At 62.5% G+C, this 16,614-nt stretch carries 21 protein-coding genes; 14 read left to right on the top strand and 7 right to left on the bottom strand.

Annotated features, from left to right (window positions below):
* On the top strand, nt 1–924 hold the full coding sequence (gene ctlX / locus G5V57_RS20360; RefSeq protein ID WP_165169380.1) for a citrulline utilization hydrolase CtlX: 924 nt from the start codon (nt 1–3) through the stop codon (nt 922–924).
* Between the two features lie 18 nt (nt 925–942).
* On the opposite strand, the gene G5V57_RS20365 is transcribed toward ctlX, so the two are convergent.
* Entirely contained in the window at nt 943–1,899 is a 957-nt protein-coding gene (locus G5V57_RS20365; protein ID WP_165169381.1) for an arginase family protein, read from the bottom strand.
* 247 nt (nt 1,900–2,146) lie between these two features.
* Entirely contained in the window at nt 2,147–2,785 is a 639-nt protein-coding gene (locus G5V57_RS20370; protein WP_165169382.1) for a GntR family transcriptional regulator, read from the bottom strand.
* Nucleotides 2,786–2,933: 148 nt separating this feature from the next.
* On the opposite strand from G5V57_RS20370, the gene G5V57_RS20375 reads away from it, so the two are divergent.
* Complete coding sequence (locus G5V57_RS20375) at nt 2,934–3,830, top strand: dihydrodipicolinate synthase family protein (RefSeq protein WP_165169383.1); 897 nt, start codon at nt 2,934–2,936, stop codon at nt 3,828–3,830.
* A gap of 1 nt (nt 3,831) precedes the next feature.
* Here G5V57_RS20375 and fixJ read toward each other — a convergent pair whose 3' ends face one another.
* Nucleotides 3,832–4,464 carry a response regulator FixJ gene (fixJ, locus tag G5V57_RS20380; protein WP_165169384.1) on the bottom strand — a complete coding sequence of 211 codons (633 nt, stop codon included), beginning with the start codon at nt 4,462–4,464 and terminating at the stop codon, nt 3,832–3,834.
* Nucleotides 4,454–5,578 carry an ATP-binding protein gene (locus tag G5V57_RS20385; RefSeq protein WP_165169385.1) on the bottom strand — a complete coding sequence of 375 codons (1,125 nt, stop codon included), beginning with the start codon at nt 5,576–5,578 and terminating at the stop codon, nt 4,454–4,456. Before G5V57_RS20385 ends, fixJ begins: the two co-directional genes overlap by 11 nt.
* Here G5V57_RS20385 and G5V57_RS20390 point away from each other — a divergent pair.
* Nucleotides 5,573–5,833 (top strand): hypothetical protein, encoded by a 261-nt coding sequence (locus tag G5V57_RS20390; protein ID WP_165169386.1) that lies wholly within the window; start codon nt 5,573–5,575, stop codon nt 5,831–5,833. The two genes, G5V57_RS20385 and G5V57_RS20390, sit on opposite strands and share 6 nt — an antisense overlap.
* A 279-nt stretch (nt 5,834–6,112) precedes the next feature.
* Here the strand turns inward: G5V57_RS20390 and fliI are convergent, their stop codons facing one another.
* From fliI to G5V57_RS20405, 3 genes are read right to left on the bottom strand one after another with little or no spacing between them, the layout of a single operon-like run.
* Nucleotides 6,113–7,465, bottom strand: coding sequence for a flagellar protein export ATPase FliI (fliI, locus tag G5V57_RS20395; RefSeq protein ID WP_371744566.1), 1,353 nt, complete (start codon nt 7,463–7,465; stop codon nt 6,113–6,115).
* Nucleotides 7,462–8,187: a flagellar basal-body rod protein FlgF gene (gene flgF / locus G5V57_RS20400; protein WP_165169387.1), complete on the bottom strand. Its 726-nt coding sequence runs from the start codon at nt 8,185–8,187 to the stop codon at nt 7,462–7,464. Before flgF ends, fliI begins: the two co-directional genes overlap by 4 nt.
* A gap of 3 nt (nt 8,188–8,190) precedes the next feature.
* Nucleotides 8,191–8,973 carry a DUF1217 domain-containing protein gene (locus G5V57_RS20405; RefSeq protein WP_165169388.1) on the bottom strand — a complete coding sequence of 261 codons (783 nt, stop codon included), beginning with the start codon at nt 8,971–8,973 and terminating at the stop codon, nt 8,191–8,193.
* Nucleotides 8,974–9,311: 338 nt separating this feature from the next.
* On the opposite strand from G5V57_RS20405, the gene motA reads away from it, so the two are divergent.
* The 11 genes from motA (at nt 9,312) to flgG (ending at nt 16,612) form a co-directional block, all read left to right on the top strand.
* Complete coding sequence (gene motA, locus G5V57_RS20410; protein WP_165169389.1) at nt 9,312–10,205, top strand: flagellar motor stator protein MotA; 894 nt, start codon at nt 9,312–9,314, stop codon at nt 10,203–10,205.
* 4 nt (nt 10,206–10,209) lie between these two features.
* Nucleotides 10,210–11,097: a FliM/FliN family flagellar motor switch protein gene (locus tag G5V57_RS20415; protein ID WP_165169390.1), complete on the top strand. Its 888-nt coding sequence runs from the start codon at nt 10,210–10,212 to the stop codon at nt 11,095–11,097.
* A 32-nt stretch (nt 11,098–11,129) separates the two neighbouring features.
* Complete coding sequence (locus tag G5V57_RS20420) at nt 11,130–11,666, top strand: hypothetical protein (protein ID WP_165169391.1); 537 nt, start codon at nt 11,130–11,132, stop codon at nt 11,664–11,666.
* Between the two features lie 34 nt (nt 11,667–11,700).
* On the top strand, nt 11,701–12,081 hold the full coding sequence (gene fliN, locus G5V57_RS20425; protein ID WP_165169392.1) for a flagellar motor switch protein FliN: 381 nt from the start codon (nt 11,701–11,703) through the stop codon (nt 12,079–12,081).
* An 8-nt stretch (nt 12,082–12,089) separates the two neighbouring features.
* Nucleotides 12,090–13,109 (top strand): FliG C-terminal domain-containing protein, encoded by a 1,020-nt coding sequence (locus tag G5V57_RS20430; RefSeq protein WP_165169393.1) that lies wholly within the window; start codon nt 12,090–12,092, stop codon nt 13,107–13,109.
* Nucleotides 13,110–13,118: 9 nt separating this feature from the next.
* Nucleotides 13,119–14,201: a flagellar biosynthesis protein FlhB gene (gene flhB, locus G5V57_RS20435; protein WP_165169394.1), complete on the top strand. Its 1,083-nt coding sequence runs from the start codon at nt 13,119–13,121 to the stop codon at nt 14,199–14,201.
* A gap of 68 nt (nt 14,202–14,269) precedes the next feature.
* Complete coding sequence (locus G5V57_RS20440; RefSeq protein ID WP_246737299.1) at nt 14,270–14,647, top strand: hypothetical protein; 378 nt, start codon at nt 14,270–14,272, stop codon at nt 14,645–14,647.
* Nucleotides 14,648–14,702: 55 nt separating this feature from the next.
* Nucleotides 14,703–15,080 carry a flagellar basal body rod protein FlgB gene (gene flgB / locus G5V57_RS20445; protein ID WP_165169396.1) on the top strand — a complete coding sequence of 126 codons (378 nt, stop codon included), beginning with the start codon at nt 14,703–14,705 and terminating at the stop codon, nt 15,078–15,080.
* A 3-nt stretch (nt 15,081–15,083) separates the two neighbouring features.
* Nucleotides 15,084–15,503 (top strand): flagellar basal body rod protein FlgC, encoded by a 420-nt coding sequence (gene flgC, locus G5V57_RS20450; protein WP_165169397.1) that lies wholly within the window; start codon nt 15,084–15,086, stop codon nt 15,501–15,503.
* The gene (locus G5V57_RS20455; RefSeq protein WP_165169398.1) at nt 15,503–15,814 is read left to right on the top strand and encodes a flagellar hook-basal body complex protein FliE; all 312 of its coding nucleotides are present in this window, start codon (nt 15,503–15,505) and stop codon (nt 15,812–15,814) included. The genes flgC and G5V57_RS20455 overlap by 1 nt, the downstream gene beginning before the upstream one ends.
* A 9-nt stretch (nt 15,815–15,823) precedes the next feature.
* Nucleotides 15,824–16,612: a flagellar basal-body rod protein FlgG gene (gene flgG, locus G5V57_RS20460; protein ID WP_165169399.1), complete on the top strand. Its 789-nt coding sequence runs from the start codon at nt 15,824–15,826 to the stop codon at nt 16,610–16,612.
* The last annotated feature ends 2 nt before the right edge of the window (nt 16,613–16,614 follow it).

Here is a 16,614-nt window from a genome sequence, read left to right on the forward strand (position 1 = left end):
ATGCCGGTCTATTCGCCCCAGGCGCCCGCCGCGGTGGTGATGGTGCGCCCGCATCATTTCACTGTGAACACCCAGACGGCTGCCGACAATGCCTTTCAGCGCGACGTCCTCGACAGTTCCAGTCATTCGCGACGCGCCTATGAGGAAATCACCAGAGCCGTCGATGTCCTGCGAAAGCTGGGCGTAGGCATCCACCTTTTCGAAGACGAGGGCACCGAGACCCCCGATGCGGTCTTCCCGAATAACTGGTTCTCGACCCATTCTGGCGGTCATATCGCCATCTATCCGATGAAGGCGCCAAACCGGCGCAAGGAGCGACGCGCCGATGTGATCGAATTTCTGAAACGCGAATATCGCGTCCAGGACGTGATCGACTATTCCGGACTGGAGCCGGACGGGCTCTTCCTCGAAGGTACGGGATCGATGGTGCTCGACCATATCGACCGGGTTGCCTATGCGGTGAATTCCGACCGCACCAATCCCGTGGCGCTCGAGCGCTTCTGCACCCATTTCAATTTCGAGCCGATCGTCTTTCCGGCCGAGGACGGCAATGGCGTGCCGATCTATCACACCAATGTGCTGATGTGCGTGGCGACCGACTTCGCTTTGATCGGCGCGGAACTGATGGTCGGATCCGAAGGCTGGCGGAAGGTGGTGCCGCGCCTCGAACAGTCGGGCCGCGACGTCATCGCGCTCGATCGTGATCAGATCGCGCGCTTTGCCGGCAATGCAATCGAGCTCCAGGGTGACAAGGGGCGGGTCCTCGCACTTTCGCGCACGGCATACGATGCGCTGAGGCCCGAGCAGATCGCGCGTATCGAGGCACATGCGCGCATCGCCGCCCTCGACATCGGGACGATCGAGCTGGCCGGCGGCTCGGTACGCTGCACCATGGCGGGAGTGCATCTGGCGCCCCGCGATTAAGCTGGGCGCCAGGCAGCGTCATTTCGCGATCTGCTTGGCGATGGCACCCATGGCGGTGATGACGAGGCGTCCGAAATTGAGGGCGCCCAGGCCGTCGACGTCGCGTTCCGGCATATATTCGACGAAGTCCATTGCTCTGATGCGCGCCTTGCGCGCCACGCCCTGGATGATGTCGGCGCATTGATAGTAGCTGAGCCCGCCGGGGGTGCGGCCGATGACGCCGGGGATGATCGCGGGATCGAGCGCATCGGCATCGATGCAGACGATGACCTGCGAGCCCTTAGGGACCAGATCGAGCACCGCGCCGACGCCGGAGCGGTGGACCTCGCGGCCGGTGACGAACTTGACGCCCCAGTCCAGCGCGTCGCGATAATCCTGCGGGCGGGCCGAGCCGATGCCGCGCGCGCCGACCTGGATGATCCGCTCGACATGCGCCATCTCCGAGGCGCGCCGCATGGTCGAGGAAAGCCCCATGGTCTCGCCCATATGAAGATCGCGCCAGTCGATATGCGCATCGATCTGCAGGATCGTGTATTTCTGCGCGCCGGCGAAGGCTTCGAGCATGGGAATTGGTATCGAATCGTCGCCGCCAAGGAGGATGGGGACGGCGCCTCGGGCGATGATTCGCTTGACCGTCTTGCGGATGAGGTCGCGATTTCCCGCCGCGTCGCTTTCGTCGAAGGCGAGATCGCCGCAATCGGCGGCCTTGAGGCTATCGTCGGGAAAGATTGGACCATCATTGTCGAAATCATGATGATGGAGATTGGCGGCAAGCGAAGCTACAGCCTGGCGCAGCGCCCGTGGTGCGTTGCGGCAATAGGCGCCGACGCTCGCATAGGGCGTTGCGCAGGGAGCGCCGAGCAGCGCGATTGGTGCCGTCAGCGCATCGAGGTCGGTGCAGGCGGGCAGGCCGAGAAATGTCGTGGTGGTGTCGGCGGCGCCGAACAGGGCGCCGAGGCCTGGCTGGTCTGTCATGGAAGGTCCTTTCTGATCACAAATCGATGCCGCGTCTGGCGGTGAGTTTCTCACCATCCGATAGCCTCTCTCCTTGGCGGCGTCCGCTACGCCAGGCAAGCATACGTTGTCGCAGCTATGCGTGGGGGCGCAGCCGTCAATGTCCGAATCATGTGGAAAGCGTTGATGCTTACTTTGCGGAATAACGATGCATGCGCTGGCAGGCAAAACAGTGTTGGTGAGCGGCGAGGTCGGCAGAGTACCGTCTTCAACCAGCGGGAGCGAAAGAACGGGCGGCGGCGAGAATGTGGCTCCTGAGCAGGGCCACCGCCAGCTCGGTGTCGTGGCTTCGGCAGGCCGAAAGGATGGCCTTGTGGTCGGCATGGGCGCGGTCTCGCCCGGCCGTCAGCGTGATCTGCATGCGCAGATAGCGGTCGATGCCGGAGTGGATCCGTTCGAGCTGGCGCATGATGGTCGGTCGCTTGGCCGGCTCGTAAAAGGCGACATGGAGATGCCAATTCGCCTCCGCCCATTGGGCCACGTCGATGCCATCCATTTCGAGGATCAGCTGTTCGGCCGCGGCCGCGTCGGTCTCGGTGAAGTTGGGCACGGCCAGCGCCAGCAGATGCGGCTCGATCAGGAGTCTGAGCTCGAAGAGTTCGGCGACTTCCTCGGCCCGGATCGGCGCGACTTTGCCACCCTTTTGCGACGTGAGGATGACCAGCCCTTCCGCCTCGAGCTGGCGAAAGGCTTCGCGTACGGGGCTGCGGCTGACGCCGAGTTCGGCGGCGATGTTCTCCTGATGCAGCCGCATGCCGCTTGGATATGTGCCAGCGATGATCCGGCGCCGGATTTCGCGCGCTGCTTGGGTCGCCGCTGTGCCCACATCACTTATTTTTGCATTCATTTTTGCTGACGACTCGGATTTTTACGCCTGAAATCTCCTTGTTTTCTAGCTTCTAGCCAAATGCCTTGCAAGCGATTCGACTGAAATGTATACATTTCACATTTCGTGCTCCCTGCTTGTAGGGAGCCCCCCGATGGAGATCCGAGACATGCCCTGGACTGGCGTATTTCCTGCCGTGACCACGAAGATGCGGCCAGACGGCGAGATCGACATCAAGGCAACGCAGGCCAGTCTCGACCGTCTGATCGCCAACGGCGTATCGGGCGTAATCGTCCTGCCGATGCTGGGCGAGAATGCTTCCCTGCGGCAGGCCGAGCGCGACATGGTGGTGCGGGCCGCGAAGGAAGTCGTGGCCGGGCGCGTGCCACTGCTGTCCGGCCTCGCGGAACTCTCCGAGGAAGATGCGGTCGCTGCGGCCCGCAATTACGAGAAACTGGGCGCCGAGGGGCTGATGGTGTTTCCGAGCCTCGCCTATCGGACCGATTCACGCGAGACGGTCGCCTGGTATCGCGCCGTCGGCGGCGCCTCCGGTCTCCCCATCATGATCTACAACAATCCGCTCGCCTACAGGGTCGATGTCGGTCCTCAGGAACTCGAGCAACTAGCCGACATGCCGAGCATCGTCTGCATCAAAGAAGAGAGCGGCGACATCCGCCGCATCACCGATATCTACAATCGGGTCGGGGATCGCTATGCGGTTTTCTGCGGCGTGGACGATCTGATTCTCGAAAGCGTAGCTCTTGGCGCCACGGGCTGGGTTTCGGGTATGACCAATGCCTGGCCCGAGGAGTGCGTGCGACTTTTCAATCTCTGTCGTGACGGCGCCTTCACCGAAGCGCGCGAGCTCTATCGTATCCTGACGCCGTCTTTCCACCTCGATACGAGCGTCAAGCTGGTCCAGTACATCAAGCTTGCCGAACATCTGGTCTATGGCGCGCCCGACGCGGTGCGTCGTCCACGTTTGCCGCTCACCGATGCCGATCGCCGCGAGGCGACAGCGATCATCCAGGATGCGATTACCGCTCTCGCGCGAAAGGTGGCCTGAACTATTCGGCCGCGGCTTGCGGATGCGGCGGCAGAGGCACCATCATGGTCATGCGGATGAGATCGGACAGGCTGCCGGCGCGCATTTTCGTCATGACATTGGCGCGGTAGATTTCGATCGTACGGATGCTGATGCCGAGGTCGAAGGCAATCACCTTGTTGGGCCGTCCGGCGATGAGGCCCTCGAGAACCTGGCGCTCGCGCACCGAGAGCTGGTCCAGCCGTGCCGCGATTTCCGATCGCTGGCCGGTTTGCCGGCTTTGCTCCTGCTGGCTTTTGAACGCCGAGCTCACCGCCGCCAGCAGGGTCTCATCGTCGAAAGGCTTCTGAAGGAAATTGACGGCGCCGGCGCGCATCGCTTCGACGGCGAGGGGAATATCCCCGTGACCGGTGATGATCAGAACGGGCATCTCGACAGGCCGTTTCTTCAACTCGCGCAACAGCTGCAGGCCGTCGATCTCCGGCATGCGCAGATCGGTTATGACACAGCCCGCCGCGAGCGCCGCAGGCTCGGCGAGCAAAGCGGCCGCGGAGCCATATGTCTTGACGGAATATCCGACACTTTGAAGTAGGAATGCGAGGGAATCGCGTGCGGCTTCGTCGTCATCGACGACATGAACGATTTCAGGCGGCATGGTCTAGTTCGTCTTGGGCTATGCGCGGGAGGGTGAAACAGAAGGCGGCACCGCCTCCGGGGCTGGCTTCGTGCCAGATCTTGCCGCCGTGGGATTCGATGATCACGCGCGAGATGAATAGGCCGATGCCCATGCCGTCCCGCTTCGTCGTGGCGAAGGGCTCGAAGAGCCTGGGGACGCGGTGGCTCGCCACGCCTGGACCGGTATCCGCGACCATGACGCTCAACATCGACTCGTCAGCTACCGCAGTGGAGATCGTGATCTCGCGCCTACCAGCATCGGCCACAGCCTCGGTGGCATTGCGGATCAGATTGAGGATCACCTGCTGAATCTGAACGCGGTCGACCAATACGAGTTCACCTCTCAGCTCATGGTTGACCGTGACGTGAACACCGTGGTCACGGGCATCGGGAAAAGCGAGGGCGCTCGTATCCTCAATCAGCCTGTCAATGTTCTCAAATGTGCGTTCGGATTCGCCGTGTGCGACCAGATCCCTGAGCCGGCCAATGATCAGGCCGGCCCTCAGGGCCTGGTCGGCGGTCTTGTCGAGAATGGTCGTGAAATCGGGCTGCCTTTCCTCTGCATGCCGGGAGGCGGCGTATTTGAGGCCCTTGAGATAATTCGTGATCGCACAAAGCGGCTGATTCAGCTCATGCGCCATCGCGGAGGCCATGGTGCCCATCAGGCTCACGCGGGACGCGTGAATCATCTCCCTCTGAAGTGCTTGCAACCTTGCGTCCGCGTGCTGCTTTTCGGTGAGATCGATTGCCAGCCCGACGAAATAGGGCCTGAGGCCCGAGCGCCATTCTGCGAGCACGAGTTCCATGGGAAACCGCGATCCGTCCTTGCGCAGGCCGACGCCGCAATATTTGAAAGCGCCTGCTTGCCGGTCGGCGGATGCCGGGCAGGAGCGCGCCTGCCAGTCCTCCATCAATAATTCGGCTCTCTTTCCGACTACCTCGCCGGCGGCGTAGCCGAAAAGCTGCACCGCGGCGCCATTGAATTTCTGGAGCGTGCCCGCTTCATCGAGTACCAGCATGGCGCCGGGCATCGTCTCAAGAATAGCGGTCAGGTCTCGGTTGCTCTTGCCGGCCTCGCAGCGGGTGCGATGCATGGTATCGCCGAAGATGGACAGGCCGATCGCGATGACGCCAAAAGCCGCGCTGTTGAGGAGAAGGTGAAGGTCGTCACCTCCTGTTTCACCGACGGCGTGCAGCGTGAGGGCGAGGCTGGTCGTCGTGACCAGGGCGCCAAAGCGAAAGCCGCCGAGAAAGGCCGCCGTCAGCACTGCGGGTATGAAGATCAGGAACTGGATGTGTTCGCCAAGGAACCGGGAGGTGAGAACCTGCAGGATTGCGGTGAGCGATAGGGCAAGGATGATCGCGCCATACCCAATGAGGCCAAGCGAAGATCCGGCCGCGCTCGACTGCCGCCAAGCACGCCATCGATTGCCAACAGTTTCCCAATTGGCAAGAATATGTCGTACCGTACCCGTCCGGGTAGCGTATGAAGACTGCATCTGCCGTCCCGTCATCCCCCTGCCGCCGGGGCTGACACAATCAGTTATTTTCTTTGCCTTATTTCAGCCATATACGGGCAACCCTGATTCGTGAAGACCATACACGCATCCTCAGGGTGTACATTTTCGTTAGGATTGCGGGGCTGCAACAGTCTGCGCCGCCAGAGCATCGGCCAGATCGCGAAAGGCCGAGGCGCCATAGGGCGAATCCGGTCCTTGTTTCACCGCTTCGTAAATGATCGGAACCAGTTGCACTGCTTGATCGAGTTCCGTGTCGGAACCCGGTTGATACCCGCCCAACAATCGGAGGTCGCGTGTATCCTCGAAGCGCGCAATCAGAGCGCGCAATTTACTGATCAGTCCTCGCTGTTCGGTTGTCCATGCGTGATGAGCCAGACGGGAGACTGATGTCAGCACATTGACGGCGGGAAAGCGGCCTTGCTCGGCGATGGCACGGTCAAGCACGATATGGCCATCGAGAATTCCACGCACCGTGTCTGCGATCGGCTCGTTGTGATCGTCGCCATCGACCAGGACGGAGAAGATGCCGGTGATGGCACCGCTCCCGTCCTCGCCCGGTCCCGCCCGCTCCAGCAGTCTCGGTATGTCTCCGAAGACGCTGGGCGCATAGCCGCGCGCCACCGGCGGCTCGCCCGCCGCAAGCGCGATCTCGCGGCAGGCATGCGCATAACGCGTCACCGAGTCGACGATCAGCAGAACGGACTCGCCGCGGTCGCGGAAATACTCGGCGACCGCCATGGCCGTCTGCGGCGCCTGCCGGCGCAGCATGGCGCTTTCGTCGCTGGTGGCGACGACGACGACGGCGCGCTCCAGGCTGTCCTTCAGCGTGACCTCGGCGAACTCCCTGACCTCGCGGCCTCGCTCTCCGACCAACGCCACGACGACCGTGTCGAACCCCTGGGCGCGCGCGAACATCGACAGAAGTGTCGTCTTGCCGATGCCGGAGCCGGCAAAGACGCCGATCCGTTGCCCGGCGCAGAGCGGGGTGAACAGATCGACCACCCTGATGGTGGTCGCGAGCGGCGTCTTGGCGATCCGCCTCTTCGTCGCCTGCGGCGGCAACCTGTCGGTGGAGATCGCGAGTTCGCCTGCGACGATGGACCCGCGTCCGTCGACCGGCTCGCCCAGGGCGTTGATGATCCGCCCCTTCCAGCTATGGCTGGGACTGATCGTCAGGCGGCTGAGCCGCCAGGCCACTTCGCCGAGCCCGGCATCGGTGATCTTGTCGTAGGATTTGATGGTGGCCCCCGTCTCATCGAGACGGACGACCTCGCCGATGACCGGACCGTCCTCTCTCTCGAGGCAGACCTGCTCGCCCAGCATCAGATGTCCGGCAAGCCCGCAGACCCGGTAATGCGCGGGCGTGACTTCCTTTATGCGGCCGCCGATCCGGAGTTTCTGGTATGCTCTGGCCGTGGCCAGCGCATTTTCGAGACGCAGAAGCGCATGTGCGCCACTCACGATCCGGTTCCGAGATTCTTGATGGCGCTTTGCAGCGACGACTCGGATTCGTTCAGGACCGACGCGACGCTTTCGAAGGCGCGTGTGAGCTGGATGAGCCGCGCCATTTCAAGGACGGGATTGACGTTGGAGCGCTCCATGAAGCCCTGCACAACACCGTCCTTCACGAAATCGAGCACCGGCTCAGCCGGCCTGTCGGGGATCACAGCGGATTCTCCCGCGCGCAGGAGCTTAGCGCTTTCGGGGATGCGGAAGAGTCCGATGGCGCCCATTAGCCGCGAGCCCTGGCTGATCATCCCGTCGGCGGCGATCTTTGGCGGACCGGCAATGGGATCGAGGAGGAGGGGCGCGCCGCCGGCATCCAGGATTGGGTGACCGCTGAGCGTCTGGAGCTCACCGCTCTCCAGCATCCGCATCCGTCCGTCGCGGGTATAGGCAGTGCCGGAGGGCGTGGCGATGGCCATCCAGCCGTCGCCCTTGACGGCAGTATCGAGCGGATTGCCGGTCTGCACGAGTTCGCCGGCGCGCCGCGACAGATAGGTCTGTCCCGGCGATGTAAAGGCGATCTGATCGCTCCCCGCCTGCATCAGCAGCGTCTCGAATCTTACCTCCTCCGCCCGGAATCCCGCGGTTCCGGTGTTGGCGACATTCCCGGCGACCGTGTCGAGCCGTTTCTGCAACGCGAGCTGGGCCGAGAGCGCGACATAGAGCCCGGTCTGCATCGCTCAGCCTCCGCCGAGCCTGAGCTTCTGCAGGCCCATCAGCAGGTTCGTACTGATGCCATTTTCCACCGGCTTGCCGATGAGCAGGGCGGGCGAGGGCGCCGGGCTCGAGGGGTTGCTGGCCTCCCACAGACTCGTGAAGCGGGTGAGGAAGTCCTTGAGCTTGGCCGGATCCTTCAGATCGTTGATGTCGAGACGCTCGGAGATCATCCTCGCCTGGGCATCGATATTGGCGCGCCCGGCGGCGGGAGGGATGCCGAGCGCGGTCTGCACGACCTGGAGCATCGCTTTGTCGCCGAGCAGTCCATAGACGCTGCCGACGCCGGCCGCCTTGCGCTCGAAATATAGGGCCAGACGAACACCCTCGTTGCTCGCGCCGGCCTGCTCCTCGAGGGTCTGGCGCATGAATTTGTCGACGACGCCCTGCCTGGTGCTGGCGAAGATCGTCGTCGTCTCGCCATAGCGCTCGAAATTGAAGGTGGAGACGAAATCCTTGTAGCGCGGATCCGTGAGCTTGTTGACGAAGGCATCTCTGCTGTCGACGCCCTCGGTCAGCGCCTTGCGGATCAGCGCCTTGGCATAGGTCATATCGCTGAGCCCAAATGCCTTCATGGCAAACGAATAGAGCCGGTCGTTCTCCAGGAACTCGTCGATCGACTTCACGTCTTCGATGTTCTTCAGATAATAGGCCGCGTCGCGGGAAATGGTCGGCTGGGCGGCGACCCGTTCGAGCGAGCGTGTCATGTCGCTGGTGATGAGGCGATAGCTTGCGTACGTGGTCAGCACGGGGTCTCTCCTGAGCCTACTCTGCGGGCATCGCCTTATGCGAGGCTGACGCCCGAAGGATCGGGTTAGTGTGCTGAACGCGAAGTTCCTGATATCCGAAGTTCGCTCGGAAGGTCCCGCCGGCTGTGGCGAACTTCGGATTCGGGACACTAGAGCCTTTCCCGTTTTGATCGAATCAATCGATTCGATCAAAACGGGATAAAAAGGCTCGATTACATATATCTGGAGCGCTTCCTTGTCGCGAAAGTCGAGCAACTTTCGCGGGAAGCGCTCTAGTACAGTTTCGCGCAAGCCAAGTCCCCCTATCATCAGTCGGTTCGCTGCAATGGGGTAGTGCGTTGACGATCGTCATCGGCTTTGTGATCACAGTAGCCTGTCTTCTGGGTGGCTTTGTCGCCATGGGCGGACATATCGGCGTCATCTGGCAGCCCTGGGAATATGTCATCATCTGCGGCTCCGCACTCGGCACCTTCGTCGTTGCCAATCCCATGCGCACAATCAAGGATTCCGGCCGGGCGATCGTCGAAGCGCTCAAGCACGCCGCGCCCAAGTCGCGCGACTATCTCGACCTGCTCGGCGTGCTCTACTCGCTCATGCGCGAATTGCGCAGCAAGCCGCGCAACGAGGTCGAAAGCCAGATCGACAATCCAGAGTCCTCTCCCATTTTCACCAACTTCCAGAGCGTGCTCGGCAACGAGAATCTGACGCATTTCATCTGCGATTACGCCCGGCTGATCCTCATCGGGAATGCCCGCACCCATGAGATCGAGTCGCTGATGGACGAGGAGATCCAGACCATCACCCGCGACAAGCTCAAGCCCTATGCCGCGCTAACGGCGGTATCCGAGGCGTTGCCGGCTCTCGGCATCGTCGCAGCCGTGCTGGGCGTCATCAAGGCCATGGGCGCGCTCGACCAGTCGCCCGAACTCCTCGGTCAGCTCATCGGCGCGGCACTTGTCGGCACCTTTGCCGGCGTGTTCTTTTCGTATGGCGTCGTTTCCCCGCTCGCCACCAACATCAAGATCGTCCGTGAGAAGAAGATCAGGCTCTACATAATTGTGAAACAGACACTGCTTGCCTTCATGAACGGCGCCATACCGCAAGTGGCACTGGAGCATGGCCGCAAGACGATTTCGGCATATGAGCGGCCCTCCATCGACGATGTCGAGCAGGAGACCATGTCGGCCGGCCGGCCGGCCGGTGCCGAGCCCGCGGTCAAGGCGGCGGCCTGAGGCGATGCAGAACTACGAAAGCCATATGGAACGGCCGGTGTCGGGAACCGGAATCCTGACCGGACCCGCGAGTGCCGCGGGCAAGCTGGCGATACTCCGGCAGGTCCTTGCCGACGTTTGCCAGGGCCTGACACGTTTGCTGGCCCCGGGCGGCGAGACGAAACTCGAGCTCCAACTCGGCGCGATCGATTTCGGCAAGGCCGGAGACGTGCTGGCCGGCCACTCTGAAAGCATCGCCAGCGCCGCGCTCCGAGCTGACTCCTGGGATGCATCGCTACTGGCGGGCTTCGACCGCGACTTCATCTACTCCCTGATCGACGTGCTCTTTGGCGGCCAGGGAGGCGACGCGCCGTTCCGGCCGGACCGCAACCTGACCAAGATCGAAGCGGAGATCGTCAAGGTCGTGTTCCGGCAGGTGGCGCTCGCTTTGGAACGAAGCTTCGGCCAGACGGGACCCGCGGCCTTCAGCCTGGAGCGCACCGACAGCCCGCCTTCCTATGACTGCATCGGACGGCCGAGCAGCATGATCGCGGTGGCGACGATCGAACTCGCCAGCGCTGGCGGCGGCGGCCGGATGTTCGTCGCGCTGCCCCAATCCGCATTCGTCTTCCTGCGCCCGCTGCCGCCCCGCAAGGCGCCTGCCCCCGCGCCGGTGATGGACCCGCAATGGCGGAACCTGCTCGGCAACCGCCTTTATGGCGCCGACGTGTCGGTGACCGCGGTACTCGGCTCCAAGCAGATGACGCTTGGCGAGATCGCCGATCTTCAGATCGGGCAGATCATCGAGATCGACCTCGGTTTCCGGCCATCGCATAAGCCTCGATTGCAATGGCCAGCAACTCTACTGGTGCAAGCTCGCGCAGGCCAGCGGGGTCTATTCCCTCAACGTTGAAGAAGCCATCAATCACGAACAGGAGTTCCTGGATGATATCCTATCTCATTGACGGCGTGCTTCTCGTCGCCGTCGTTGCGGCCGGCATCGGCATTGCTCTCCTGTATCGGCAATTGCGGCGGCTGCGCACCTATCACAAGCAATATCAGCGCGTCTTCACCGAGACCGGCTATGCCGTCGGCGCGATCGACAATGCCGTGCGCGATATCAACGCTCATGGCGCCCAGATCCTCCTGTCGCTCGGCCAGCGCATCGACGAGGCCCACAAGCTCATCGGCGAGATCGACGAGCGCATGGAGGCGATTGCTGATCATTTCGAGGCGCAACGCGAGGCGGCGAGCAATGTCGTGCGCTTCGCCGAACCGCGGCGCGGGCGGCCAATCGCACATGAGCGGATGGAAGAGGACGAGGGGCTGAACGACTATCATCAGCCCGCTCCCGTGCGTGCCGCGCGGCACGCCGAAAGGCCGGTGCAATGGCCGTCATTGGGCGACCGCTTCAGCCAGTGGCGCAGCTCCGAGGAGCCGCAGAGCTGGAAAGCCGCAAGCACGGCGCGGCGCTGGTCGTGAATTGGGATACTGAGACCTGCAAGGAATATCTGCGATGAACCGTTATGGCGACACCTCCATCAGCGCGGCCCTGAGCAACGACGCGCCGCGCCCGTCTGAACCGCCGGCGAGGGAAGCATATGCGTCGAGCGCCGAGGGCCCCGGCCTCGATCTCATCAAGCGCATCCCGGTTTCGGTCCAGGTGGTGCTCGGCTCGGCAACGATGACCGTCGCCGAGCTCATGCAACTGGGGCGCGGCTCGGTCGTGATGCTCGACCGGGGCGTCGGCGAGCCCGTCGAAGTGCTGGTGAACGGCCGGGTTGTCGCGCGCGGCGAAGTGGTCGTGGTGGAGGAGCAGACTTCCCGCCTGGGCGTTTCCCTCACCGAAATTGTCGGTGCGCCCGCAGGTGCCGCGGCGGCGTCGCGGACCAGATAGCGGCTCCGATGAGTCCTGCACGCAAGATCGAATCCTATGGGGGCGCCAAGAAGGCTGCCCTGCTTCTTCTCTCCATGGGCAAGGCGCATGCGGCCCAGGTGCTCAGGCATTTCACCGCCGAGGAGCTGCGCCTCATCCCGCGCTTCGGGCCGGATGTCGAGCGCATTTCGGGCGTCGAGATCGAGGGGCTCGTCGAGGAATTCGGTCGGGAATTCGCAGACGGGATGAAGTTCCTGGGCACCAGCCAGGAGGTCGAAGACCTGATCTCCGGCGTCCTGACGCCCGAGCAGATCGCGCAGATGAAGTCCGAGCCCGTGGCCGAGGCCCGCGAGCCGGTCTGGGGCCGGCTTTCGACCCTGAACGAGCAAGTGCTCGCATCCTATGTCGCGCTGGAGCATCCTCAGATTGCCACCGTTATCCTCAGTCGGATGCCATCCGAACTGGCGGCGAAAGTTCTGGGCCTTCTCAATGCCGGCCTGCGCCGCGATGTCATGGGGCGGATGCTCAGTCTCGCCGGTCTGCATGATGAGGCGGTGGTCATCCTGGAGCGCGCGCTCGGCGAGGATCTGCTGGCCGGCCCGGTGCGCGGCCAGCAATCGGAGACCCGCAGCCGTGTGGCCGATATCATCAACCGGCTGGACGAGGAACAGGTCGCGGACGCGCTGAGCAATCTGGCGCAGACCCGGCCCGAAGATGCGGATGCGCTGCGCGGCATGCTATTCTCCTTCACCGACATCGCCAAGTTGAGCAAGGCCGCCCGGACCTTGCTGTTCGACAAGGTGCCGACTGACCGCCTCGTCTTCGCGCTGACGAGCGCGGACCCCGGTCTCCAGGAACTGGCGCTCTCCTCGCTCACCGCCCGTACCCGCCGCATGGTCGAGGCCGAACTGAAAGGCGGGCAGAATCCGTCACCGCGCGACATCCGCTCGGCTCAACGGGGTATCGCCGATCTCGCCTTGGCGATGGCGGGTCGCGGTGAAATCGACCTCAATTCCTCCGACGCTGAAAGCGTGTCGCAGGTCGCATAAGTCCCGGCCATGTCGGAAACAGTCGACCAAGACAGCAAAACGGAAGAGGCAACCCCTCGGAAGATCGAAGAGTCGATCCGCAAGGGCCAGGTCCCTTTCTCGCGCGAGGCCCCTATATTCGCCTCGCTTCTGGGGATGCTAGCGGCGTCCTGGTTCCTGATGCGCGAAAGCGGCGCGCGGCTGGTGCTGGCGCTCGAGCAGTTCATCGAAAATCCCGCCGGCTGGTCGCTGGAGAGCAATAGCGATGTGGCGCTTCTCTTCGGGGCTGTCGTGCGCGACCTCGCGATTTTTCTTCTTCCGCCGGTCGCCGTTCTGATGATCGCCGGTCTCGTAGCCTCCCTGGTGCAGAATCCGGTGCAATTCGTCGGCGAGCGCATCAGGCCGCAGACGTCGCGGCTCTCTGTTGGCAAGGGCTGGAAGCGTGTTTTTGGCCTGCACGGCCAGGTGGAATTCCTTAAGAGCTTGTTCAAGTTTGCGGCCATCGCGACGATCACTTTCATCGTCGTCAGCTCCGAGCAAGGCCGCATTCTTAATGCCATGCTGGTCGAGCCCGGCTCGCTTCCGGAACTCGTGCTGGCAATCTCGTTGCGCCTGCTGGCGGCGGCATGTGTCGCCACCGTCGTTCTGATGGCCGTGGATCTCGTCTGGTCGCGGTTGTCCTGGCTGCGGGAATTGCGCATGACCCGTCAGGAGGTCAAGGACGAGTACAAGCAATCGGACGGCGATCCGATCGTGAAAGCGCGGCAGAGGTCGCTGGCGCGCGATCGTCTGAGAAAGCGGATGATGGCATCAGTGCCGCGCGCGACACTCGTCATCGCCAATCCCACGCACTACGCGGTGGCGCTGCGCTATGAGCGTGAGGAGGGAGGCGCTCCCGTCGTGGTGGCGAAGGGACAGGATCTGATCGCGCTGAAGATCAGGGAGATCGCCGAGCATCACGGCATTCCGGTCATCGAAGACAAGCCTCTGGCAAGGGCCCTGTGCAAGAGTGTGGAAGTCAACATGATGATTCCGGCGGAGTTCTACCAGGCGGTCGCGCAGCTCATTCATTTCATCTCCACTCATAAACACCGATATTCGTCGAGAAGATAAGGCAATAGACTATGCGTCGATACGATAGTGATCATGACCTCATTCGCGAGCGGGCGTTGGGAGACGGGTTGAGCGAAGTTGCGACCGAGCTCAGGCTGGTCGATGTCGCCGACCTCATCGCCTATATCCGCAGCGAGCAACTCGCCAATCTCGGCGATCTGGTGAGTTCGTCGATAGAGCGCTTCTTCAAGCCCGACACGCTGCGTTATGGCAAGGCGGCGGATATCGACCTCTCCTGGGGATCGGAGCCGGCCATCAAGATCGATATGGAATTCCATAATCAGGAAGTGAGCGTCTATTTTTCGCTTCTGCTCGAAAGCCTCAGGGCCGGTGTCGAGATAAACTACACCAATCTCAATGATAAGCTCGGCGATCCGCTCCGGAACACTGCTCGTCTGATCACCGCCATCGCCGATGCGCGGCTCACCGCCTATCGTCCCGCATAAGCTCCAGACAAGCTTGCACGTTTAAACCCTGAGAGGCATTCAGGGTGTCCTTGTCATGAGTGGGATCGGTCTTTTCGGGGTGGCGTTTCAGCAGGCGCAGTGGCTGTCGGTTCGTCAGACGGCGATCGCGGAGAATGTCGCCAATGCCAGCACCCCCGGCTACCGGTCGGTCGATGTCGAGCCCTTCGATACCGTGCTCCAGAAGGCCGGGCTCGACTTGAGCCTCACCACCCCGGGCCATATGGCTACCGGCATGAGCGGCATACGGCCGCCGGTCGCCGAGCGCGACAAGGACATCAAGGTTTCCGCTTCGGGCAATTCCGTGAGCGTCGAGCGCGAGCTGATCAAGGCCGACGAGGTCAATCGCGCCTATGCCCTCAATACCAATGTCGTCAAGACATTCCATAAGATGCTGTTGATGAGCGTGAAATAGACCATGTCCGATCCTCTGCAGATCTCGCTGCGCGTGGCGGCATCCGGCCTCAAGGCGCAATCGACCCGTCTGCGTGTCGTCGCCGAGAATCTCGCCAATGCGCAATCGACGGGATCGACCCCGGACGCCGATCCCTATCAGCGCAAGACGGTGAGCTTCGCCAATGTCCTCGACCGGGCAAGCGAGGCGTCCATTGTCCAGGTGAACGATATCGGCGTCGATCAGACGCCATTTCAGCTCGAATACCGCCCTGGGCATCCCGCCGCGGATGAGCGCGGCTTCGTCAAGCTGCCCAATGTGAACATGGCGACGGAACTTGCCGACATGCGTGAGGCGAACCGGTCCTACGAGGCCAATCTTCAGATCATCAAGCGTACACGCGAGCTTCTATCGATGACCATTGATCTCTTGAGGAGCCAGTGATGATTGATCCGATCTCGTCCTTTGCGTCGAAACTCTCGTCCGGTACGGTGGATGGCCCGGCGCGCGCCGGCGCCAAGGCCTATGGCGCCTCGGGTGCCGACTTCGGGACGGCGCTGTCGCAGGCCGCAGCTGATGCCGCGCAAAGCCTGAAGACGGCGGAGGCTGTGTCGATCGCCGGGATGGAAGGCCGGGCATCGGCGCAGAAGGTCGTCGAGGCGGTAATGGCCGCCGAGCAGAACCTGCAATCGGCGATCGCCATTCGCGACAAGGTCGTGAATGCCTATCTCGAACTCACCCGCATGGCCATTTGAGGACCACTCATGAGAGCGCTCGCCATCGCCGCAACCGGAATGTCCGCCCAGCAACTGAACGTCGAGGTGATCGCGAACAACATCGCGAACATCAACACGACGGGCTTCAAGCGGGCGCGTGCCGAGTTTACTGATCTCCTCTACCAGACCGAAAGGCTGCAGGGCGTCCCCACCCGCGGCAATGAGAATGTCGTGCCCGAAGGCGCGCAACTGGGGCTTGGCGTCCGCACCGCCGCCATTCGCAACCTGCATATCCAGGGCACGCTCGCCAATACTAATAACAAGCTCGATGTCGCCATTGCCGGCAATGGCTGGTTCCAGGTCACGGGAACGGATGGCGAGATCCTCTATACGCGCGCCGGTGCCTTCAACACCAATGCGACCGGTCAACTTGTCACCGTCGACGGTTATGCGGTGGAGCCCGCCATCACCCTGCCGCCCGATGTCGTCGACATCAGCATCACCGAGACGGGCCAGGTGTTCGTCCGAACCGGTGGCCAGGCGCAGATTCAGCAGATCGGCCAGCTTACCCTGGCGACCTTCGCCAATGAGGCGGGGCTCGATCCTTTGGGCGGCAACCTCTATCGCGAGACGGGCGCTTCCGGGGCGCCTGTGATCGGAAATGCCGGCGATCCGGGCTATGGGTCCCTGCGCCAGTTCTACCTAGAGAGCTCGAATGTCGATCCGGTGCGCGAGATCACCGAGCTGATCCAGGCTCAGCGCGCCTATGAGATGAACTCCAAGGTCATTCAGGCCGCTGACGACATGTCGAGCGTCGTCACCAAAGGCATCAGATAGGC

It is taken from the genome of Nordella sp. HKS 07 (assembly GCF_011046735.1).
Taxonomy (GTDB): Bacteria; Pseudomonadota; Alphaproteobacteria; order Rhizobiales; family Aestuariivirgaceae; genus Taklimakanibacter.